The following is a 20,143-nucleotide window of genomic DNA, read 5'->3' as shown; positions in this document are numbered from 1 at the left end:
CGGAGAGGGGTGACGGGGGCAGCGGGCGGCGACGCCGGGCGCGGGGCACCGCCGACCGCAACCCCCTTACCTCGCCCGGGCGCGCCTTCGGGTATGCAACCGACAGGGCACCTGCGCGGCGACGCGGTCCGCGTCGCCGGCGACGCCCGCCAGCGCTTCTACGACTCCCGGGGGTACGGTCGCCCGCTCGACGGGAACGAGATCGCGCTCTCGCGCGTCGAGGCGGCTCACCTCCTTTTCCGGGGCGACCTCTCCGGGGTCGCGCTCGCCCCCGACGCCGACCCGGTCGGCTTCGAGCGCTTCTTCGTCGAGAGCGCGGCCGCCGCCGACCGGTTCGCGGTGCGGTACCTCGTCTACGCCGACCTCCGCGATCGCGGCTTCTACCTCTCGCCGGCCCGCGAGCCCTGGCCCGGCGGGGAGGCCGCCGTTCCCGACGCGGTCGACTTCGTCGCCTACGAGCGCGGCTCGACGCCCGACACCGGGAACGTCGAGTACCCCGTCCAGGTCGTCGGCGAGCGGGAGGCGCTCGCGGCCGCCGAGCTCGCCGGCCGCACCCTCGCCGTCGTCGACGAGGAGTCCGACATCACCTACTTCGCGGCGGAGGGCGGGCGGATCGAGGGCGCGACCGGCTACGAGCCCCCGGAGCGGCTCGACGGCGTCCTCCTCGCCGACCGCGTCGTCGTCTGGGACGCCCCCGAGGCCCTCTACGAGCGCGGCTTCTACGGCCAGCCGCTCACCGGTCGCGCCGCGGCGGTCGAGGGCGCGCTCCAGCTCTCCCTCGTCGAGGCCGCGTCGCTCGCGGCCGACGGCGTCCTGTCGCTGTCGGCGTCGGTGGGGGCCGCGAGCGAGGGCGCCCCGGACGAGACGCCGCCGGACGGTCCCGCCGCCGCGGTCGTCGCCCGCGGCCGCGACGTGGAGGGCGAGCGGTTCGAAAGGCGGCTCGCGGTCTATCGGCGCCTCCGCGCGGCGGACGCCGTCCCGAAGACCGGCTTCAAGTTCGGCGCCGACTTCCGGACGTACCTCGACGTGGAGACGGTCGAGGACCTGCCGCACTCCGAGCACCTCGTGCGCGTCGTCGACGCCGACCACCGCTTCTCGCCGCGCGAGCTCTCGCTCGACGTGCGGCTCGCGGGCGGCGTCCGCAAGGAGATGGTGTTCGCGCTGACGACCGTCGAGGGAGACGCCGACAGCCCCGGAGACGCCGGCGACGCGGTCCGCGACGCCGACGTGACGTGGCTCTCGGTCGGGCGGCTGACGCCCTGACGAGCGAGCGACGCCCCGACGCCGCCCCGTCGAGGCGAACGGAACCGTTTTCCGACGCCTGATTCTCTTGCCGGCCATGAGCGAGCACTCCGTGTTCCCCTCCGACTCGGACGCCTACGACATCTCGACGGTCGACCTCAGCGACGACCGCTACGAGGTGAAGCAGTCGATGGTCCGGAACAAGTACGCCGTCCGCGACAGCGCCGGCGACGTCGTCCTCCGCGGGAAACAGAAGATGTTCAAGCTGAAAGAGGAGTTCCCGTTCGTCACCGGCGACGGCGACGACGCGTTCACGGTGAAGGCGGGCGGGATCGTCGACATCGGCGGGAACTACGCCATCGTCGACTCGGGCACCGGCGAGGAGGTCGTCGTCCTCGACGAGGACTACTCGCTGTTCGTCGAGAACTGGACGATCCGCGACCCCGAGACGGGGGAGGCGCTGGCGACGATCAGGTCGAAGAGCAAGCTGATGGCGGCGCTCCGGCACCTCGTCGGCGCCGCGAACCTGATCCCGAACAAGTACGAGATATTCGACGCCGACGGCGGCCACGTCGGCGACATCGAGGGGCAGTTCTCGCTGCGGGACACGTACGCGGTCACCATCGACGACGCGAGCGACGTGCCGAAGGAGGCGGTCGTCGCCGCCGCGTGTATCCTCGACGCCTTAGAGAACCAGTAGCGGCGGTCGGTCGCACCGCGCCGCTCGCCTACTCCCCGCCCAGTTTCGTCTCGCCGACCGCGTCGTGGCCCTCGATGACCTCGGTGCCGCCCATGTACGGGCGCAGCGCCTCGGGGACGGTGACGGTGCCGTCGTCGTTCTGATAGTACTCCAGGATCGCGACGACGATCCGCGGGACCGCGAGCCCGGAGCCGTTCAGCGTGTGGAGGTACTCCGCGGACTCGTGGTGCTCCTCGCGGTACCGGATCCCCGCTCTGCGCGCCTGGAAGTCCTCGAAGTTCGAGACGGAGGAGACCTCCAGCCACCGGCCGCCGCGGTCGGGCCCCTCGTCCATGTCGTCGGCGGGCGCCCACACCTCGACGTCGTACTTCTTCGCCTGCGTGAACCCGAGGTCGCCGGTACACATCTCCAGGATGCGGTAGGGGAGTTCGAGGCGGCGCAGCACCTCCTCGGCCTCGTCGACGAGCCCCTCGAAGCGCTCGTCGCTCTCCTCGGGCCGCACGAAGTTCACCATCTCCACCTTGTTGAACTGGTGGACGCGGACGATACCGCGCGTCTCGGTGCCGTGCTCGCCCGCCTCCTGCCGGAAGTTCGGCGTGTACGCCTGGTACTTGAGGGGGAGGTCCTCGCCGAGCAGGATCTCGTCGCGGTGGAGGTTCGTGACGGGCACCTCCGCGGTCGGGAGCAGCCAGAGGTCGTCGTCGTCGTACGCCTCGTCGTTCGACCCCTCGACGCGGTAGGCGTCCTCGGTGAACTTCGGGAGCTGGCCCGTGCCGCGCATCGACGCGGAGTTGACCGGGATCGGCGGGAACACGTCCTCGTACCCCTGTTCGCGGTGAACGTCGAGCATGAACTGGATCAGCGCGTGCTCCAGTCGGGCACCGTCCCCCTTCGCGACGTAGAAGCCGGCGCCCGCGACCTTCGCGCCGCGCTCGAAGTCGAGGATCTCGAGGTCCTCGCCGAGGTCGTAGTGCGGCTCCACGTCGGCGGGGAGCTCGCGGAGGTCGTCGAACCCCTCGCGGCGCCGCTCGACGTTCTCGGACTCGTCGGCGCCCACGGGGACCGACTCCTGCGGGATCTGGGGGAGTTCGAGCAGTGATTCCTCCAGTTCCGCCTCCAGCTCGTCGGCGCGCGCCTCGACCTCTCGGAGCTCCGACTTGAGCTCCTGCGAGCGCTCGATCGCCTCCTGGGCTTCCTCCTCCTCGCCCGCCTGCTTCAGCTCGCCGATCGTCGAGGAGACCTCGTTGCGCTCGTGGCGCAGGTCGTCGCCGCGGCTCTTCAGCTCCCGCCACTCCTCGTCGACGTCGAGTATCCGGTCGAGGTCCACGTCGACGCCCTTGTCGTCGAGCGCCTCGCGGACAACCTCGGGGTTCTCCCGGACGAACTGTCGAGACAGCATTTACCGGAGGTTCCGCGGGGCGACCCAAAACCGTATCGGAGCGTCGGTGTCGGTCGGCACGGGCGGACCGCCTGGCCGAGTTGAGTTTTCGAGGCGCAGGTGTGCGCTTATGAGCGATTGTAGCCGATTCGCCGGCGAACACCGCCAAAGCTTCAGCCGACCGCAACCGCACAGCACCTCACACCTCCCCGACCTCGCGCGCTCCTTCGCGGCCGCCGGTAGCGGCCGCTCGGCGGCGCGCGCCACCGCACCGCCGGTCGTTCATGGACTCCCGTCGCGGTCGACGCCCGCCAGACGGCGTCGGTCCGGTCGCGCGGATCACCACGGTTTAAATAGCGTGCCGCGAGCGGATGTGGCATGCTCATCACCGGCGCGGAGCTCGCCGACGGGCGGGTCCGCGACGTTCGGATCCGAGACGGGACCATCGACGCGGTCGAGCCGGCGAACGCCGGGATCGACCCGGACGCGGGCGAGCGCGTCGTCGACGCCCGCGGGCGACACCTCCTGCCCGGCGCCGTCGACGCCCACGTCCACTTCCGGGAGCCGGGCGGGAGCCACAAGGAGACGTGGGCCTCGGGCTCGCGGAGCGCGGCCGCCGGCGGCGTGACGACCGTCGTTGACCAGCCGAACACCTCGCCGCCGACCGTCGACGGCGACGCCTACGACGGGAAGGCCGCGCTCGCCGCCGACTCGCTCGTCGACTACGGGATCAACGGCGGCGTCACCGCCGACTGGGACCCCGAGGGCCTGTTCGAGCGACCCCTCTTCGCGCTCGGCGAGGTGTTCCTCGCGGACTCGACCGGCGAGATGGGGATCGCCGTCGACCTGTTCGAGGACGCGCTCGCCGAGGCCGCCGCCCGCGACGTCCCGGTCACGGTCCACGCGGAGGACGAGGCGCTGTTCGACGCGAGCGCGCTCAGTAGGGACCTCGGCGGAGTCGGCACCGCCGCGAACGCCGACGCGTGGTCGGCCTACCGGACCGCCGAGGCGGAGGTCGCCGCGGTCGAGCGCGCGCTCGCGGCCGCCGCCGAGAGCGACGCGCAGGTGCACGTCGCTCACACGTCGACGCCGGAGGGGATCGACGCGGTCGTCGCGGCCCGCGAGTCCGAGGGAGACGAAAGGGGGTCCGAGGGGGACGGAAGCGGGCCCGAGAGGGACGAGAGCGAGGCCCGGGCGACCGCGGGCGCTGCCCCGCCCACCTGCGAGGTCACCCCGCATCACCTCTTCCTCTCGCGCGAGAACGCCGGCCGGCTCGGCACCTTCGGCCGGATGAACCCGCCGCTCCGCTCCGAGGAGCGGCGGGCCGGGGTGTTCGAGCGCCTCCGCGACGGCGACGTCGACGTCGTCGCCACCGACCACGCGCCCCACACGGTCGCCGAGAAGCGGCGGGGGCTCACCGAGGCGCCGAGCGGCGTCCCCGGGGTGGAGACGCTCTACCCGCTCCTCCTGGAGTCCGTGCGCAAGGGCGAGCTGAGCCTGGAGCGCGTCCGCGACGTGGTCGCGGCCAACCCCGCGTCGATCTTCGGGGTCGAGGCGAAGGGGCGCGTCGCCGAGGGCGCCGACGCCGACCTCGTCCTCGTCGACCTGACGAACCCCCGCGAGATCGAGGCGGGCGCGCTCCACGGCGCCTGCGGCTGGACGCCCTTCGAGGGGTTACAGGGCGTCTTCCCGGAGCTGACGCTCGTCCGCGGCGCGGTCGTCTACGAGCGCGACCCCGTCACGGGCGCCGAGTCGTTCGGCGAGCCGGTCGGTCGGAACGTCCGGGAGTCGTAAGGCGGGCGCGATCCGGGGCGTCCGAGGGTCGAGTTTCGGCACGCGCCGGGGCGTCCGAGGGTCGTCGCTCGCGGTCCGAATCGGGCGTGTACGGACCGCACCGCTCGGCGGAACGCATATGCCGCTGCTATCCTAAGCGAGTTCGTATCGATGATCGTGGGAGTCCGTATCACGGGTGAGAGCGACGGGACGGGCGCACCGAGGGAGCGGACCGCGCGGCGGGAACGGTTCGCGGGAACGGAACGGTTCGCGCGATCGGAAGGCTTCGCGCGACCGAGGCGGACCGCGGGAAGCGACCGGGCCGCCGCGCGACGGGCTCCGACATGACGGACGCCGCGGAGACCGGACCGAGCGGGGTCGACGCGGACGGGGCGGGGGCGACCGAACGGCCCCCGCTGGCGCCCGACGAGGTCGCCGCGCTCGCGGAGCGCGTCGCCGACAACGTCGAGGAGGTGATCGTCGGGAAGCGGACGGCGGTCGAGCACGTCCTGATCGCCGTCCTCGCCCGCGGGCACCTCCTCGTCGAGGACGTGCCGGGCGTCGGGAAGACGACGCTCGCGAAGTCGGTGTCGCGCTCGATCGGCGGCTCGTTCAAGCGCGTCCAGTTCACGCCCGACCTCCTCCCCGCCGACGTCACCGGCGTCAACGTGTTCAACCAGCGCACCGACGAGTTCGAGTTCCAGCCGGGGCCGGTGTTCGCCAACGTCGTCCTCGGCGACGAGATCAACCGGGCGCCGCCGAAGACGCAGTCGGCCCTGCTGGAGGCGATGGAGGAGGGTCAGGTGACGACCGACGGCGAGACCCGGTCGCTCCCGGATCCGTTCTGCGTGATCGCGACCCAGAACGACGTCGAGCCCGGGCAGACGTACGACCTCCCGGTGGCAGAGATCGACCGGTTCACGAAGAAGATCCGGCTCGGCTACCCGAGCACCGAGGAGGAGGCCGAGATCATCGGGCGCATGGCCGGCGACCACCCCGTCGACGCCGTCGATCCCGTCGCCTCGATCGAGGAGGTCCGGCGCGCCCGGGCGACGGTCGCCGGCGTCGACGCGACCGAGTCGGTCCGGGAGTACGTCGCGCGGCTGGCGGCGTACACCCGGCGGAACGCGCGGCTCGGCGTCAGCCCGCGGGGGAGCCTCGCGCTGCTCCGGACCGCGCAGGCGCGGGCCGCGCTCGACGGCCGCGGGTACGTGATCCCCGACGACGTCCAGGCCGAGGCGCCGACCGTGTTCGCGCACCGCGTCCGCGCCGACTCCGGAACCGACGGGGCGACGGTGGTCGAAGACGCCTTAGACCGGACGAGCGTGGAGTGATCGCCCGTGTCGTCGCCGACCCTCACCCGACGCGGTCGCGTCGTCCTCGCGGTCTGCGTCGGCGGCGTCGCCATGGCGTTCGCGGCCGGCGGGCGGTCGCTGGAGGCGGTCGTCCTGCCGGGCGCCGTCGCGCTCGCGGCCGGGTACGTCCAGCTCGCCCGGATCGACGAGCCGGCGGTGGACCGGACCCTCCCGCCCGAGGGGTTCGTCGGCGAGGGCGGCGAGGTCCGCCTCGCGTTCGAGGGGCGGGACGCCGGCGGGCTGTCGCCGACGTACGTCGCCGACGTCGACGACGCGCTCGACGACGGGCTGGCCGGCCCCGACGAGCCGGTCCGGACCTCCGTCGGCGACGCGCCGGCGACGTACCGCGTCGACTACCTGCGCCGGGGCGAGCGGCGCTTCGGTCCGGTCACGGTGACCGCGAGCGACGTGTTCGGGCTCTTCGAGCGGGAGGCGGTCGTCGAGGCGTTCGACGAGACCCTGACCTACCCGGCGTGCCGCGAGATCCCGGCGCGGCTCCGCCGGTCGCTGTACGCCGACGACGCCGTGGGAGCGAGCCGGCGGCGCGAGGAGTTCGACCGGCTCCGGGAGTACACGCGCGGGGACCCCCTCCGCGACGTCCACTGGGCGGCGACCGCAAAGCACGACGAGCTCGTGGTGAAGGCGTTCGCCGCGCGGACGGAGCGCGGCCGGGTCGCGATCGCCGGCGAGACCGCGGGCGACCGGGAGGGCGCGGCCGGTCGCGATAGCACTGGAGGTCGGGGGGGCGCGGCGGATCGGGACCCCGCCGACGCCCTCGCGAGCGCGGCCGCCAGCCTCGCGCTCGCGCTGCTGGACGACGGCGTCCCGGTCGATCTGACGCTCCCCGGGGGCGAGGTCTCGGCCGACCCGGGCGCCCGCGGACGCCGGGCCGTCCTGGAACTGGCCGCGCGCGCCGGCCTCGGCGCGGTCGCCGTCGAGGAGGCCGACGCCCGCGTGGTCGCCGGCGAGCGCGGCGCGCGGTACCGGATCGGCGACCGGACGCTCGCGTTCGGCGAGGTGGCCGGTGCGCCCGTCCGCGCGGCGGTCGGCGGCGGCCGGGGCGCCGGCGTCGACGGGACGGCGACCGAAGGCGAATCGCCGGAGGAGGGCCGAGGCGGGGCCACCGCTCGCGGGGGAGTCGCCGCCGCGGCTCGGGGCGAGGCGGCCGGTCGACGAGACGAGGTGATCGGCGGATGAGGCGGCCGCTGACCGGCGACCGCGCCCGGCGGCTGCGGTCGGTCGTCGACCCGCCGGCGCTCGGCGTCGCGGTCGTCACGGCGGCGTACCTCTCGGTGTTCCTCTCCGCGACCGACGTCGTCGGGGGGACGGGCCGGACCGCGGTCGCCGTCGCGGTCGCCGGCGGCGCGGGGCTCGCCCTCGCGCGGCACGTCGGCGAGCGGACCGCGGTCCGGCTGACCGCGGGCCTGTTCGCCGCGACGCTGGCGGGGTACTACCTCGCGATCCCCGCGAGCCGGCGGGCGCTGTTCTCGGTCGAGAACGTCGCGCTCGACGTGATCTCGCTGCTGACCGGGCTCTCGGTCCTCCGGCTCGCGCTCGCGGACCTGTGGGTGCTCGCGGTCGCGCCCGTCCCGACGTTCCTCGTGGGGTACCTCGTCGGCCGCGGGCGACAGATGAGCGCCGCCGGGGTCGCGGGCGGCACGCTGGGGTTCCTCGTGCTCACGGGCGACGCGGGCGGGACGGCCACGCTCGCCGGCGCGGTCGGGGTCGCGCTCGCCGCGGGCCTCTCGACGCTGTCGATGCCGGGCGGGATCCGGGACCACGGCGACACCCTCGCGGCGGTGTTGGCGGCGATGGTGCTCGTGAGCGCGACGCTCAGCCTCCTCCCGGCCGGCGCGGCCCAGCCGTGGGCGCTCGACCGCGGCACCCCCACGTTGGAGTCGTCGATCGAGGCCGACGACGAGGTGGAGGTCGTCGGTCCGACGCGGCTCTCGCCCGAGGTCAGGTACACGATCGAGAGCCCGGTCGCGGCGAACTGGCACGCCGGCAGCTACGACACCTACACGGGCGACGGCTGGGTGCGGTCCGGCGAGCAGTCGCCGCTGGAGGGGCCGCTCGACGGCCCCCCGGGCGACGCGACGCGCGCGAACGTCACGATCACCGCCGAGGGGGAGTCGTCGTCGCTGCCGGCGCCGTGGCAGGTCGTCGACGTCCGGGGCCCCGCGGCGCAGACCGCGCGGGTGGACGAGCACGGGACGGTCCGGCTCGCCGAGCCGCTGGGGGCGGGCGAGACGGTCACGGTCGAGAGCCGTGTACTCGACGCCGACCCCGACGCGCTCCGGGACGCCGGGACCGACTACGACCCCGCGATCGAGGACCGGTACACGCAGCTCCCGGCGAGCACGCCGGAGCGGGTCGGCGAGCGCACCGAGGAGATCCTCGCGGCGGCGGGCGCGGAGAACCCGTACGATCGGGCCGTCGCGATCGAGCGCTACCTGCGCGAGGAGTACGAGTACTCGCTCACCGTCCGGAAGCCCGACGGCGACGTGGCGGACGCGTTCCTCTTCGAGATGGACGCCGGCTACTGCGTCTACTTCGCGACGACGATGACCGCGATGCTGCGCTCGCAGGGGATCCCGGCGCGGTTCGTCACCGGCTACTCCGAGGGCGAGCGGATCGGCGAGGACCGGTACGTCGTCCGCGGCCAGGACGCCCACGCGTGGGTGAAGGCGTACTTCCCGGGCCACGGCTGGGTGACGTTCGACCCGACGCCCGCCGCCGAGCGCGACGAGGTCCGGAGCGCGCGCCTCGCCGACGCGCGCTCCGCGGGCGAACCGGGAGTCGACGTGCCGGCCTCGGAGCCGGCGGTGACGTCGCCGTCGATCGTCCCGGAGTCCGGGGCGGCCCCGGCCGCGACCGGCGCGGCGAACGGCAGCGCCGCGACGGGGGACGACGCCGCGACCGACAACGCCACGACCGGCGCGGACGCCGCCGACCGGCGGCGGACCGGGCTCACCCGCGGCGCGGTCCCCGGCGAGCCGCGATCGGGGGAGGAGGACTCCCCGCTCCCGTCCGGCGAGACCGTCGCGTACTGGCTGTTCGCGGCCGTGATCGGCGTCACCGGCGCCCGCCGCTTCGGCGTCGGCGAGCGGGCGGTCCGGGCCGCCCGGCTCCGGCTCCCGCGGGGCGGCGCCGACCCGACCGCCGACGCGAAGCGAGCGTTCGCGGACCTGGAGTACCTCCTCGCCCGCCGGTACCGGGAACGGCGCGCGGGGGAGACCCCGCGGGAGTACCTCGACGCCCTCCGCCGCCGCGGGCTCGACGAGCGGGCGCTCGCGGTCGGGGAGGCGTACGAGCGGGCGGCGTACGCCGGGACGGTGACGCGCGCCGAGGCCGACGAGGCGCGGCGGACCGTCCGGCGGCTCGCGCTGGAGGCGACGCCGGTCGTCGGGCGGCTGTTCGACTGACCCGTTCGCGTCGTCTCCCGGGCCCGTTCCCGGCGTCGGCTCGACCCGTTTCCGGCGTCGGCTCTCGGGCCGTTTCCGTCGCTCGCCCGCCTGAGCCGGCGGCGAACGCGCGCCGCGGTCGCACTCCCGACACTATTTAATACGGTCACCATGTACGTTCGACCGTAATGTCGGAAGTCTGCTCGACGTGCGGACTGCCCCAGGAACTCTGCGTCTGCGAGGACGTCGCGAAGGAGTCCCAGCAGATCAGCATCCGCATCGACGAGCGCAGGTACGGAAAGGAGGTAACGGTCATCGAAGGATTCGACCCGAAGGACGTCGACATGAGCTCCCTCTCGTCGGACCTCAAGTCGAAGTTCGCCTGCGGCGGCACCGTCGAGGACGGCGCCATCGAGCTGCAGGGGAACCACTCGGGCCGCGTGGAGGAGTTCCTCCGCGACAAGGGCTTCAACGTCGCGTGACCGTCACCTGACCGTCCGCCGTCGAGCGATCACGGATCCGGTTTTTCGAGCGATCCCGTCCGGCGAGCCGCGGCTCAGTGACTCGCGCCCCCGCGAGTCGGGGAGCGCGGCTCGCGGCCCGCGCTCCGGCGGTTTTTAAATGAGCAGCGCCGCCCGCCCGACGACGAACGCGGCCGCCGCGAGGAAGGTGCCGTACTTGAAGCGGCGCTGCGCGGTCGCCGGGTCGCCGAACCCCTCGTAGCAGGCGTACAGCATCGCCGCGTCGGCGACGGCGACGAGGAGGAGGTAGGCGCCGCCGAAGGTGCCGGTGAAGTACGGGACCGGGCTGGCCGCGACGGCGACGACGAGGGCGGCGGCGCCGATCCACAGCGCGCGGCGCTCGCCGACCGCGATGGGGAGCGTGCGGAGCCCCTCCTCGCGGTCGCCGGCGACGTCCTCGACGTCTTTGATCACCTCGCGGGTGAACGTCGAGAGCCCCGCCAACAGCGCGAGAACGACGACGGATCCCGGCTCGCCGACCGCGGCCCCGCCGAACAGGAACGTCGAGCCGACGAGGTACGAGACGAGCGCGTTGCCGAGCCCGGGCGTTCCCTTGAACACCGTCGTGTAAGTGACGAGCGCGACGAGGTTGACGGCGGCGATGGCGACCGCGAGCGGCGGCAGGAGGGCCGCGAACGCGACGGCGACGAGGAACCAGGCGGCGGCGACGGCGAGCGCGCCGCGCGGCGAGACGGCGCCGCGCGGGATCGGGCGGTCCGGCCGATTGACGGCGTCGATCTCGCGGTCGAAGTAGTCGTTGATCGCGTTGCCCGCGGCGACCGCGAACGCCGTGACGACCGCGGCGACCGCGGCGGGGACGGCGGCGCCCGCGGCGCCGGCGACGAACGCGCCCGTCCCCGTGAGGACCGCGGCGGCGACGCAGTTCGTCGGCCGGGCCAGCTCCGCGACCCCGCGCGCTGTGTCGTGCACGTCGTCTCCACACCGCGGCGCGGCACATAAACGACCCGGGATTCGAGGCGGGATCGCGGCGGCCGAGGGCCGCGGTGACCGAGGGCCACCCCCGGCGACGTCCCGGCCGCGATTCTCTCGGCACGGAATTGGCCACGAACGTTTATGACGTGCGCAACGGAAGGGGCGTGTATGGCCAAGGGCCTTGACGTCGGCACGATGAACATCCTCTCCGGGCGACAGGAAGGCGCGGAGACGGTGTTCGTACAGCAGCGCAACTCGTTCGTCGAGATCGAGTACAGCGACATGGCCGAGCAGATGCTCTCCCGCAGCGACGTCCTCCACATCCGGAAGGAGGACAAGGTGTACGTCGTCGGCGACGACGCGTTGAACTTCGCGAACATCTTCAACAAGGAGACGCGCCGCCCGATGCAGCACGGGATCTTGTCCAGCGACGAGGCGTCCGCGATCCCGATGATCAAGCTCATCACCGAGCAGGTGGTCGGCGAGCCCTCGAAGCCGAACGAGCGGCTGTTCTACTCCAGCCCGGCCGACCCGATCGACTCCGGGCTGACGACGCTGTACCACGAGAAGACGCTCGAATCGATGCTCGGCGACATGGGGTACGACCCCGAGCCGATCAACGAGGGGATGGCCGTCATCTACTCCGAGCTCGCCGACAACAACTTCACCGGGCTCGGGATCAGCTTCGGCGCCGGGATGACGAACGTCTGTCTCGCCTACTACGCGGTGCCCGTGATGAAGTTCTCCATCGCCCGCGGGGGCGACTGGATCGACGAGCAGACCTCGCAGGCGACGGGCACGCCGGTCGACAAGGTGACGAGCATCAAGGAGGACGACTTCGAGCTCGACTTCCGCACCGACGTGGGCGGCGTCGAGGGCGCGCTCGCCATCTACTACGAGAACCTCCTCGACTACGTCATCGAGAACATCAGCCGCGAGGTCGACGAGGAGGACGTCGAGGAGGGGCTCGACGTGCCCGTCGTCGTCACCGGCGGCACCTCCAGCCCGAACGGGTTCGAGGACCTGTTCGCGGACCACCTGGAGGACGCGAACATCCCGTTCTCGATCAGCGGCGTGCGCTCGGCCGACGAGCCGATGTACAGCGTCGCCAGCGGCGCGCTGGTCGCGGCCCGCTCGGAGGAGGGCGAGGACGACTCCGCCGGGGCCGCCGAGGAGCCCGCCGCGGAGGAGGCCGCGCCCGAGTCCGAGGACTGAGCGCTCGCGCCAGACGCCGAGCGCCCCGACGCCGAGCGCCCCGACGCCGAGCGCCCCGGCTCCGAGCCGACTCGGGTTTCCCGACCCCGCCGCCCGACCCCGATTTTTCGATCCGTGAGGACGCGCCGAACGCCTAAAGCCGAGGCTCATCGATCGGGCGTATGGTCGAACCCGCCGGCGACGACGGCGAACGACGGCTCCGCGTCGACCTCGAGGTCGACCCGTCCGACGAGTGGGACTGCCCGATCGTCTCGCAGGCGGAGAGCGCGGCCGACGTCACCGTCAACGCGGTCGGCGACGAGTGCACGGTGGAGGTCCGGCCCGCGGACGGGGAGGGGATCCGCCGCGACCGCGGCGAGGTCGCGGACGACTGCCTCTGTCGCGTCTTCCAGGAGTTCGGCTACGTCCCCCACGTCCGGCGGGTCGACGAGGGGACGGTGCTCGTCACGTCGTACGTCGACGACCGCGACGCCGTCCGCGAGCTCGTCGCGGCGCTCAGGGAGGCGCTCGACCGCGTGCGGCTGGTCCGGCTCGCCGTGGTCTCGGGGCCCGAGTCGACCGAGCAGGCGACCGTGGACCTCTCGGCGCTCACCCCGAAACAGCGGGAGGGGATGGAGCTCGCCGTGGTCCGCGGCTACTTCGACGACGGCGCCGACGTCTCGCTCGGCGACCTCGCGGCCGAGCTGTCGATCAGCAAGTCGGCGCTCTCACAGCGGCTCCGGGGCGCGCAGGCGAAGCTCGTGACGGACGTGTTCGACGGCGTCGAGGAGTAGGTCCCCTCAGTCGGCCGGGGACCCGCCGCGGACGCGGCGCAGCGCCTCCGCGCCGTCGCGTTCCGCCTCCGTGAGGTAACACTTCGGATCGGGCGCGAAGGGGTCGCCGTGCGCCGAGAGGGCGCGGAGCCGCGAGCCGCCCCGGCAGATCGACTTGTACGCGCAGTCGGCGCATCGCCCGGTGAGCCGGTCCTCGCGGTCCCGGAGCCCGGCGAGGAGCGGGTTCGACTCGTCCGACCAGATCGCGCCGAACGAGCGGTCGCGGACGTTGCCGAGCGAGTACCCCTGCCAGAACTGCGTGAGGTGGACGTTGCCGACGGGGTCGACGTCGGCGACGCGCTCGCCGGTCGGGTCCCCGCCGTTGCGCCGGAGGTGCTCGTAGATCAGTCGGGCGCGGTCGGTCCCGATCTCGCGGTCGGCGTACTCGACGAGGTGGCCGGCGTCGGCGTAGTTGCCGACGAGCAGCGTCTCGATCTCCTCGCCGGCCGCGTGGTACTCGCGGGTGAGGTCACAGAGGTCGGCGACCGCCTCCCGGGTCGCCTCGGGGCTCAGGTCGACGTCCGAGATGTCGGCGCCGCGCCCGCCGTAGTCGAGGTGGTAGAAGCAGAAGCGGTCGACGCCGACGTCGACGAGGAGGTCGACGACGCCCGCGAGGTCGTCGACGTTGTGCTCGGTGATCGTGTAGCGGAGCCCGGTCTTGAGGCCGACGTCGAGACACGCCTCGATCCCGCGGACCGCGGCGTCGAACGCGCCCTCCTCGCCCCGGATCCGGTCGTTGCGCTCGGGGAGCCCGTCGACGGAGACGCCGGCGTACTTGAGCCCCGCCGCCTTCAGCTCCCGAGCGCGCTCGCGGGTCAGGAGCGTCCCGTTCGTCGAGAGGACGGGCCGGATCCCGGCGTCGTCGGCGTGGGCGACGAGCTCCGCGAGGTCCTCCCGGACCAAGGGCTCCCCGCCGGAGAAGAGGAGGACCGGCACGCCGAACGCGGCGAGGTCGTCGATGAGCGCCTTCCCCTCCGCGGTCGACAGCTCGTTCGGCGCCCCCTCCTCGTCGGCCGCGGCGTAGCAGTGCTCGCAGTAGAGGTTACACCGCTTCGTCGCGTTCCAGACGACGACCGGACGCCGCTGTTTGTCCTCCGTGATCTGCGGCTTCTCCGAGCCCTCGGCGGCGTCGTACCGGAGGCCGTCGCTCTCGGCGTCGAGCCCGCAGAGGAGCTTGCTGACCGAGATCATCGGTCGCCCTCCGGACCGGGAGCGTCGTCGGGGTCCGCCGCTTCGGCGTCGCCCTCGACCGGCGCGCCGCCGCAGGCGACGGTCGGAGTCCCCTCCGCCGCCTCGGAGGCGCGCGGGTCGCCGTCGCGGTCCGGAGACGCGCCGTCGCCCGCGTCGCCGGACTCGCGGTCGTCGCCCGCCAGCGACTCGGCGGAGTAGCGGTGCGTCTCCTCGGCGGGACAGAGCCACACGTCGCGGGCGTACCGGGCGAAGAGCTCGCTCGCCTCCTCGTGCGCGGCGTCCGGCGTCGGCGCCGCGACGGTGCCGACGTGGCGGAGCGGGTCGGCCTCCGCCTCCCTGACGAACACCTCGAAGCGTCGGCCGTCCGCCGAGCGCGGGCCGCCCGGTCCGGCGGTTCGGTCCGTCTTCTCGACCATACGCCGCGTAGGACCGACCCACCGAACCCGGTTTCGCGCGTTCTCACGGGGGCGAAATCCGACCGAACACGTTCGGACCCCCGACGCGTAAATCGCATGCCGGTATAGCGAATCCGGATTCGGGGCGGATTTCGCGAGTGAGACGCACGCGGATTCGACGGCGACGAGGCGGACCGCCCGTGACCGGCTCGAAACCGGCTCGGACGGCGTCCGTGGCGGTCGCGGCGCTTCGGGGCCACCAGTTATGTCCGACCGTCGCCTAGCGGCCCCCATGCGCGAACTCGTCTTCGCCCTGGAGTACGAGCCGGGGCGCAACCGGGTGGCCGACGCGCTCGCGGGCCATCCGGGGACGCGGGTGCGGTCGCTGTCGCTCCACGCCACCGACGACCACCTCTGGCGCGTCGACCACGCGACCGGGACCCCGGAGGCGCTCGCGGCCGTCGAGGACGCCTTCACCGACGGCGACTACTACGCCGACTGCCTCGCGACCGAGGACTGCGGCGCGACGCAGACCACCCGCGTCCTCGACCGGACCGACGACACCCTCGTGTTGTACACCGACTGGGAGCCCACGCCCGTCTGCGCGTCCGTCCCGCACATCGCCCGCGACCACCTCGGCGACGGCGTGCTGTTCGAGACCCGCCACGAGGGGCGACACTACACCTGGCGGCTGATCCACTCCGGCGAGGGCGACGTGGGCGCCTTCTTCGACGCGCTCCGGGACGCCGTCGGCGACGCGGCGCGCACGGAGCTGCTCAGGACCGCGAACGCCTCGGCGGGCGGCGGGACGCGGGCCGACGCGGACGGCGTCGGGCTCTCCCCGGAGCAGGAGGCCGCCCTCAGGGCCGCGGTCGAGCACGGCTACTACGAGTCCCCGCGGGCGGTCGACGCGGGCGAGCTCGCCGACCACCTCGACGTGCCGCGGTCGACGCTCACCTACCGCCTCCGCCGGGCCGAGGAGCGCCTCGCGAAGGCGCACGTCGCCCGGTCGGTCGCGGGCGACGCCGCGCCGGCGCCGTTCGAGTAGCCGAGCCGAGGCGTTTTCGCGGAAGAGTTGGAAGTCTCCAACCAAGGCTTATCGACGCGAGGCCCCTCCCTCGACGTAATGAGCGACAAGTCGGACGGACGCGGCGGGCCCGACGGCGGCGGGGCCGGAAGCGGCGCAAGCGGGACCGCCGGGGACGGGGTCCCCGATACGGGCGCGGACGGCGGGCGGCGCGAGCTGACGGCCGACCTCGCGGTCCCCGAGATGGACTGCCCGTCGTGCGCCGGGAAGGTCGACAACGCCCTCGGGCGCGTCGACGGCGTGGTCGACGTCGCGCTCAATCCCACCGCCGGGACCGCGACGGTCACGTACGATCCCGACCGCGCCGACGAGGGGGACGTGGTCGCCGCGATCGAGGGCGCCGGCTACGAGGTCACGGGGGGACGGTCGGCGGGCGACGGTGACGCGGACGACGGCGACGGGGGCGCCGGCGGGGGACCCGGCGTCGCCGTCGCGCCGCCCGCCGAGGTCTGGACGACGCCGCGCGCGAAGAAGACGTGGCTCGGCGCGGTCCTCGTGGTCGGGGGGCTCCTGTTCGAGTTCGTGCTGACCGCGTCCAATCCCGTCGTCGCGAGCGTGCTGAGCGTCCCGCTCACGCTCGCGGACGCGCTGTTCGTCGGCGCCGTCGCGGCCAGCGGGATCCCCGTCGTCCGCGCCGGTTACTACTCGGCGCTGAACCGCAGCCTCGACATCGACCTGCTGATGGGGACGGCGATCGTCGCCGCGACGGGGATCGGCTACTTCGTCGAGGCCGCCACGCTCGCCGTCCTCTTCAGCGTCGCCGAGCTGCTGGAGGACTACGCGATGGACCGCGCCCGCGACTCGCTGCGCGAGCTGATGGAGCTGTCCCCGGACGAGGCCACCGTCAGGCGGGAGGGCGACGAGGTGACCGTCCCGACCGACGACGTCGCAGTCGGCGAGACCGTGGTCGTCCGGCCGGGCGAGAAGGTCCCGCTCGACGGGACGGTGGTCGAGGGCGAGAGCGCGGTCGACGAGTCCCCGATCACCGGCGAGAGCGTCCCCGTCGACAAGGCGGTCGGCGACGAGGCGTTCGCGGGGTCGATCAACGAGGAGGGGTACCTCGAGATCGAGGTGAGCTCCACCGCGGGCGACTCCACCCTCTCGCGGATCATCGAGCTGGTGCAGGGCGCGCAGGCCGAGAAGACAGAGACGGAGCGGTTCGTCGACCGCTTCGCGGGGTATTACACGCCGGTCGTCGTCGCGCTGGCGGTCCTGACCGCCGCGGTGCCGCCGCTCCTCATCGCGGAGCCGGTGACGGTCGGTATCGCCGGCTACCCGTTCGTCTTCGCCGCGGACTGGGGGACGTGGTTCGTCCGCGGGCTCACGCTGCTCGTGATCGCCTGCCCCTGCGCGTTCGTCATCTCGACGCCCGTCTCGGTCGTCTCCGGGATCACCAGCGCGGCGAGGAACGGCGTGCTGATTAAGGGCGGCAACCACCTAGAGGCGATGGGCGAGGTCGACGCCGTCGCGCTCGACAAGACCGGGACGCTCACCAGGGGCGAGCTCGCGGTCACCGACCTGATCCCGCTCGGCGACGCCGACGAGGCGACGCTGCTGCGGCGGGCCGCGGCGCTGGAGCGCCGGAGCGAACACCCCATCGCCGCCGCGATCCTCGACCGCGCCGAGCGGGCGGGCGTCGGGGACCTCACCGAGCCGACGGGGTTCGAGAGCCTGACCGGGAAGGGGATCCGCGCCGAGATCGACGGCGAGACGTACTACGCCGGGAAGCCCGCGCTGTTCGAGGAGCTCGGCTTCGACCTGTCGCGGGCGCGGGCCGAGACCGACGGCGGCGTCGTCGCGGCGGACGACGAGGCCGATCCCGCGGCGGGCGGAGGCGGCCCCGGAGAGCTCCCGGAGGGGGCCCTCGCCGCGTTAGAGCGCGAGGGGAAGACCGTCGTGCTCGTCGGGACGGCGAGTTCGCTGACCGGGGCCGTCGCCGTCGCGGACGAGGTGCGGCCCGACTCGGAGCGGGCCGTCGAGCGCCTCCGCGAGCTCGGCGTGGAGCGCGTCGTCATGCTGACGGGCGACAACGAGGGCACCGCCAGGGCGATCGCCGAGCAGGTGGGGGTCGACGAGTATCGCGCCGACCTCCTCCCCGAGGAGAAGGTCGCGGCGGTCGAGTCGCTGCGGGCCGAGTACGGGGAGGTGGCGATGGTCGGCGACGGGATCAACGACGCGCCCGCGCTGGCGACCGCCGACGTCGGCGTGGCGATGGGCGCCGCCGGGACCGACACCGCCCTGGAGACCGCGGACATCGCGCTGATGGGCGACGACGTGGCGAAGCTCCCGTACCTCTACGCGCTCTCGCACACCGCCAACGGCGTCATCCGGCAGAACGTCTGGGCGAGCCTCGGCGTGAAGGCCCTCCTCGCGCTCGGCGTGCCGCTGGGGCTCGTGAGCGTCGCCGTCGCGGTCGTCGTCGGCGACATGGGGATGAGCCTCGGCGTCACCGGCAACGCGATGCGGCTCTCCGGCATCGAGCCCGAGTCGTACGAGTGACCGGCGGGGGCGAGGCCCTCGTTCCCGACGCCCGAAACGAACATGAACTATTATTAACGACCGACGTCTCGGGAGAGACGTGCCACCCGTAGTACACGACTGACGCAGGCTCGGAATCGGCGGCGGCGACCCGCCCCGAGGGTCCGAGTGCGCGCGAGGCGAGCATCGAAACGGAGAGAGCGTCAACGGAGACCGTCCCGTCGGCGGCCGACGAGGAGAGCAGCGGCGAGGAGGCCGACGACCTCCCGACAGCGGCGGAGGCGGTCGCGCGGTGCGCGGCGACGTTCGACGCGACGGACACGGAGCGGATCCCGAACGGGACCGGCCGGTGGAACGCGTACGCGGGGTCGTGTCACGGCGGCGAGTGACCGACCGCGTCCCGATTTTCCGAACCGACGAGCAGAGCGCCCGGAGCCGCGCCGCTCCTCCGGGGACCGCGACGGATGCCCAGTCCCCGGAAACGGTGTCGCCGATTTGTAAGGGCGGCGCTCTTACCGCCGGTCATGCGCCCACACGATCGCGAGGCGATCCCGGACGCGGCGGCGCGGACCGCGGTCCGACTGTCCGGGCTCGCGGACGGGACGGTGGTCTGCGGCGCGGTCGACGAGAGCGAGCTCGAACGCGTCGAGGAGGAGTTCCTGTGCGCCAGCGGCGAGCGCTGGGGCGGCGCCTGGCGCGGGGTCCCGGTGGCGGCGCTGCTCGACCGGTCGGACGTCGACGTCGACCCGGAGGCGACCCACGTGCGCGTCGCGGCCGACGGGTACGCCGTCTGCGTGCCGGTCCGGACCGCGCTCGACGCCGTGCTGGCGGTCGAGCGCGCGGGCGAGCCCCTGCCGCCGGCCCGGCGCCCGCGGTTCGTCGCCTCCGTCGACGCGGGGCGGACCGTTCGGGGGGTTCGCGAGCTCGAGTTCCTGCGCCTCGGACCGGACGAGGACCCGCAGGAGCACGAGGAGCTCGGGTACTGACCGCGACGGGTCGGACCCGGTCACTTTAGACGACGAGCCGACTACGAGCCACCGGCCGATGACGACGCACCGCCCCGAGCTGCCTCGGCACCAGCGATGACGAGCCCTATGAGTGCAGAGGCCACCGGTTTTTTCACGTCGACACGGAGCCGTCCCGTTTCCGTCGGTCGCCGGTGACCGCCCGCGCCGACGGTTCGCGGATTCGATATAGCCGGTGAGCGTTTATCGGCGCGGTCGATCCCGGCGAGTCCCTTCGCACTCGCAGCAGCCGCCGAGGACCGAGACCGGCGTCCGGATTGCTCCCGTAGCCGGACTTATTCGGCTCGCGCCCCTCGATCCGGACGGAATGTCAGACTCCGAGTACGCGCTGCAGGCCCGCCTCGAAGCGAAGCCGGAGAAGACCGAGGAGGTCGCCGAGTTCCTCGAATCCGCGCTCCCGGCCGCGGAGGCCGAGGAGAAGACGACGACGTGGTTCGCGCTCAGACTCGACGAGACGACGTTCGGTATCTTCGACACGTTCCCCGACGAGGAGGGGCGGCAGGCGCACCTCGACGGGGAGATCGCCGCCGAGCTGCTGGACCGCGCCGACGAGCTGTTCGAGTCGGACCCCCAGATCGACGAGATCGACGTGTTGGCCGCCAAGCACTCGTAGGGGATCGAGCGTCGGTTCTCG

At 73.3% G+C, this 20,143-nt stretch carries 17 protein-coding genes; 13 read left to right on the top strand and 4 right to left on the bottom strand.

The annotated features are described in order from the left end of the window. The first annotated feature begins 93 nt into the window (after positions 1-93). Together endA and ACFQMF_RS12315 are read left to right on the top strand one after the other, a co-directional pair. Entirely contained in the window at positions 94-1,263 is a 1,170-nt protein-coding gene (gene endA / locus ACFQMF_RS12320; RefSeq protein WP_256408096.1) for a tRNA-intron lyase, read from the top strand. A 76-nt stretch (positions 1,264-1,339) separates the two neighbouring features. Further along, positions 1,340-1,942 (top strand): LURP-one-related/scramblase family protein, encoded by a 603-nt coding sequence (locus ACFQMF_RS12315; RefSeq protein ID WP_256408095.1) that lies wholly within the window; start codon positions 1,340-1,342, stop codon positions 1,940-1,942. 28 nt (positions 1,943-1,970) lie between these two features. On the opposite strand, the gene serS is transcribed toward ACFQMF_RS12315, so the two are convergent. Beyond that, positions 1,971-3,341 carry a serine--tRNA ligase gene (gene serS / locus ACFQMF_RS12310; RefSeq protein WP_256408094.1) on the bottom strand — a complete coding sequence of 457 codons (1,371 nt, stop codon included), beginning with the start codon at positions 3,339-3,341 and terminating at the stop codon, positions 1,971-1,973. 357 nt (positions 3,342-3,698) lie between these two features. Here serS and ACFQMF_RS12305 point away from each other — a divergent pair, with 357 nt between their 5' ends. From ACFQMF_RS12305 to yciH, 5 genes are all read left to right on the top strand, one after another. Then, entirely contained in the window at positions 3,699-5,114 is a 1,416-nt protein-coding gene (locus ACFQMF_RS12305; RefSeq protein WP_256408093.1) for a dihydroorotase, read from the top strand. 323 nt (positions 5,115-5,437) lie between these two features. Beyond that, positions 5,438-6,427: an AAA family ATPase gene (locus tag ACFQMF_RS12300; RefSeq protein ID WP_256408092.1), complete on the top strand. Its 990-nt coding sequence runs from the start codon at positions 5,438-5,440 to the stop codon at positions 6,425-6,427. A gap of 6 nt (positions 6,428-6,433) precedes the next feature. Beyond that, positions 6,434-7,645, top strand: a complete 1,212-nt coding sequence (locus ACFQMF_RS12295; protein ID WP_379792042.1) for a DUF58 domain-containing protein — start codon at positions 6,434-6,436, stop codon at positions 7,643-7,645. Then, complete coding sequence (locus ACFQMF_RS12290) at positions 7,642-9,873, top strand: transglutaminase TgpA family protein (RefSeq protein WP_256408090.1); 2,232 nt, start codon at positions 7,642-7,644, stop codon at positions 9,871-9,873. The genes ACFQMF_RS12295 and ACFQMF_RS12290 overlap by 4 nt, the downstream gene beginning before the upstream one ends. Positions 9,874-10,040: 167 nt before the next feature. Continuing rightward, positions 10,041-10,334 carry a stress response translation initiation inhibitor YciH gene (yciH, locus tag ACFQMF_RS12285; RefSeq protein ID WP_256408089.1) on the top strand — a complete coding sequence of 98 codons (294 nt, stop codon included), beginning with the start codon at positions 10,041-10,043 and terminating at the stop codon, positions 10,332-10,334. A gap of 135 nt (positions 10,335-10,469) precedes the next feature. On the opposite strand, the gene ACFQMF_RS12280 is transcribed toward yciH, so the two are convergent. After that, positions 10,470-11,303, bottom strand: coding sequence for a geranylgeranylglycerol-phosphate geranylgeranyltransferase (locus ACFQMF_RS12280; RefSeq protein ID WP_256408088.1), 834 nt, complete (start codon positions 11,301-11,303; stop codon positions 10,470-10,472). A gap of 171 nt (positions 11,304-11,474) precedes the next feature. On the opposite strand from ACFQMF_RS12280, the gene ACFQMF_RS12275 reads away from it, so the two are divergent. Then, positions 11,475-12,521: a cell division protein FtsA gene (locus tag ACFQMF_RS12275; protein WP_256408087.1), complete on the top strand. Its 1,047-nt coding sequence runs from the start codon at positions 11,475-11,477 to the stop codon at positions 12,519-12,521. Between the two features lie 161 nt (positions 12,522-12,682). Then, positions 12,683-13,294: a helix-turn-helix domain-containing protein gene (locus tag ACFQMF_RS12270; RefSeq protein WP_256408086.1), complete on the top strand. Its 612-nt coding sequence runs from the start codon at positions 12,683-12,685 to the stop codon at positions 13,292-13,294. 6 nt (positions 13,295-13,300) lie between these two features. On the opposite strand, the gene ACFQMF_RS12265 is transcribed toward ACFQMF_RS12270, so the two are convergent. Both ACFQMF_RS12265 and ACFQMF_RS12260 read right to left on the bottom strand, forming a co-directional pair. Next, the gene (locus ACFQMF_RS12265; RefSeq protein WP_256408085.1) at positions 13,301-14,524 is read right to left on the bottom strand and encodes a TIGR04347 family pseudo-SAM/SPASM protein; all 1,224 of its coding nucleotides are present in this window, start codon (positions 14,522-14,524) and stop codon (positions 13,301-13,303) included. Next, positions 14,521-14,940 carry an Htur_1727 family rSAM-partnered candidate RiPP gene (locus ACFQMF_RS12260; RefSeq protein ID WP_256408084.1) on the bottom strand — a complete coding sequence of 140 codons (420 nt, stop codon included), beginning with the start codon at positions 14,938-14,940 and terminating at the stop codon, positions 14,521-14,523. Before ACFQMF_RS12260 ends, ACFQMF_RS12265 begins: the two co-directional genes overlap by 4 nt. A gap of 271 nt (positions 14,941-15,211) precedes the next feature. On the opposite strand from ACFQMF_RS12260, the gene ACFQMF_RS12255 reads away from it, so the two are divergent. The 4 genes from ACFQMF_RS12255 (at position 15,212) to ACFQMF_RS12240 (ending at position 20,122) form a co-directional block, all read left to right on the top strand. After that, positions 15,212-15,967: a helix-turn-helix domain-containing protein gene (locus ACFQMF_RS12255; protein ID WP_256408083.1), complete on the top strand. Its 756-nt coding sequence runs from the start codon at positions 15,212-15,214 to the stop codon at positions 15,965-15,967. Between the two features lie 78 nt (positions 15,968-16,045). After that, on the top strand, positions 16,046-18,505 hold the full coding sequence (locus ACFQMF_RS12250) for a heavy metal translocating P-type ATPase (RefSeq protein ID WP_256408082.1): 2,460 nt from the start codon (positions 16,046-16,048) through the stop codon (positions 18,503-18,505). A gap of 503 nt (positions 18,506-19,008) precedes the next feature. Beyond that, a complete protein-coding gene (locus ACFQMF_RS12245; protein ID WP_256408081.1) occupies positions 19,009-19,470 on the top strand; it encodes a molybdopterin-dependent oxidoreductase in 462 nt (153 codons plus the stop codon). Between the two features lie 346 nt (positions 19,471-19,816). After that, positions 19,817-20,122, top strand: coding sequence for a putative quinol monooxygenase (locus ACFQMF_RS12240; RefSeq protein WP_256408080.1), 306 nt, complete (start codon positions 19,817-19,819; stop codon positions 20,120-20,122). Positions 20,123-20,143 lie beyond the last annotated feature (21 nt).

This window comes from Halorubrum rutilum (assembly GCF_042665015.1).
GTDB lineage: Archaea > Halobacteriota > Halobacteria > Halobacteriales > Haloferacaceae > Halorubrum > Halorubrum rutilum.
The sequence above is the reverse complement of the archived record's forward strand: the minus strand, read 5'-3'. Positions and strand labels throughout refer to the sequence as shown.

What these genes read in the sequence shown, in the direction of transcription:
- ACFQMF_RS12250 (WP_256408082.1), top strand. Translation starts at nt 16,046, where the DNA reads ATGAGCGACAAGTCGGACGGACGCGGCGGGCCCGACGGCGGCGGGGCC.
- serS (WP_256408094.1), bottom strand. Translation starts at nt 3,341, where the DNA reads ATGCTGTCTCGACAGTTCGTCCGGGAGAACCCCGAGGTTGTCCGCGAG.
- ACFQMF_RS12260 (WP_256408084.1), bottom strand. Translation starts at nt 14,940, where the DNA reads ATGGTCGAGAAGACGGACCGAACCGCCGGACCGGGCGGCCCGCGCTCG.
- ACFQMF_RS12300 (WP_256408092.1), top strand. Translation starts at nt 5,438, where the DNA reads ATGACGGACGCCGCGGAGACCGGACCGAGCGGGGTCGACGCGGACGGG.
- ACFQMF_RS12315 (WP_256408095.1), top strand. Translation starts at nt 1,340, where the DNA reads ATGAGCGAGCACTCCGTGTTCCCCTCCGACTCGGACGCCTACGACATC.
- ACFQMF_RS12245 (WP_256408081.1), top strand. Translation starts at nt 19,009, where the DNA reads ATGCGCCCACACGATCGCGAGGCGATCCCGGACGCGGCGGCGCGGACC.
- ACFQMF_RS12270 (WP_256408086.1), top strand. Translation starts at nt 12,683, where the DNA reads ATGGTCGAACCCGCCGGCGACGACGGCGAACGACGGCTCCGCGTCGAC.
- ACFQMF_RS12240 (WP_256408080.1), top strand. Translation starts at nt 19,817, where the DNA reads ATGTCAGACTCCGAGTACGCGCTGCAGGCCCGCCTCGAAGCGAAGCCG.
- yciH (WP_256408089.1), top strand. Translation starts at nt 10,041, where the DNA reads ATGTCGGAAGTCTGCTCGACGTGCGGACTGCCCCAGGAACTCTGCGTC.
- ACFQMF_RS12265 (WP_256408085.1), bottom strand. Translation starts at nt 14,524, where the DNA reads ATGATCTCGGTCAGCAAGCTCCTCTGCGGGCTCGACGCCGAGAGCGAC.
- ACFQMF_RS12290 (WP_256408090.1), top strand. Translation starts at nt 7,642, where the DNA reads ATGAGGCGGCCGCTGACCGGCGACCGCGCCCGGCGGCTGCGGTCGGTC.
- ACFQMF_RS12255 (WP_256408083.1), top strand. Translation starts at nt 15,212, where the DNA reads ATGCGCGAACTCGTCTTCGCCCTGGAGTACGAGCCGGGGCGCAACCGG.
- ACFQMF_RS12275 (WP_256408087.1), top strand. Translation starts at nt 11,475, where the DNA reads ATGGCCAAGGGCCTTGACGTCGGCACGATGAACATCCTCTCCGGGCGA.
- endA (WP_256408096.1), top strand. Translation starts at nt 94, where the DNA reads ATGCAACCGACAGGGCACCTGCGCGGCGACGCGGTCCGCGTCGCCGGC.
- ACFQMF_RS12305 (WP_256408093.1), top strand. Translation starts at nt 3,699, where the DNA reads ATGCTCATCACCGGCGCGGAGCTCGCCGACGGGCGGGTCCGCGACGTT.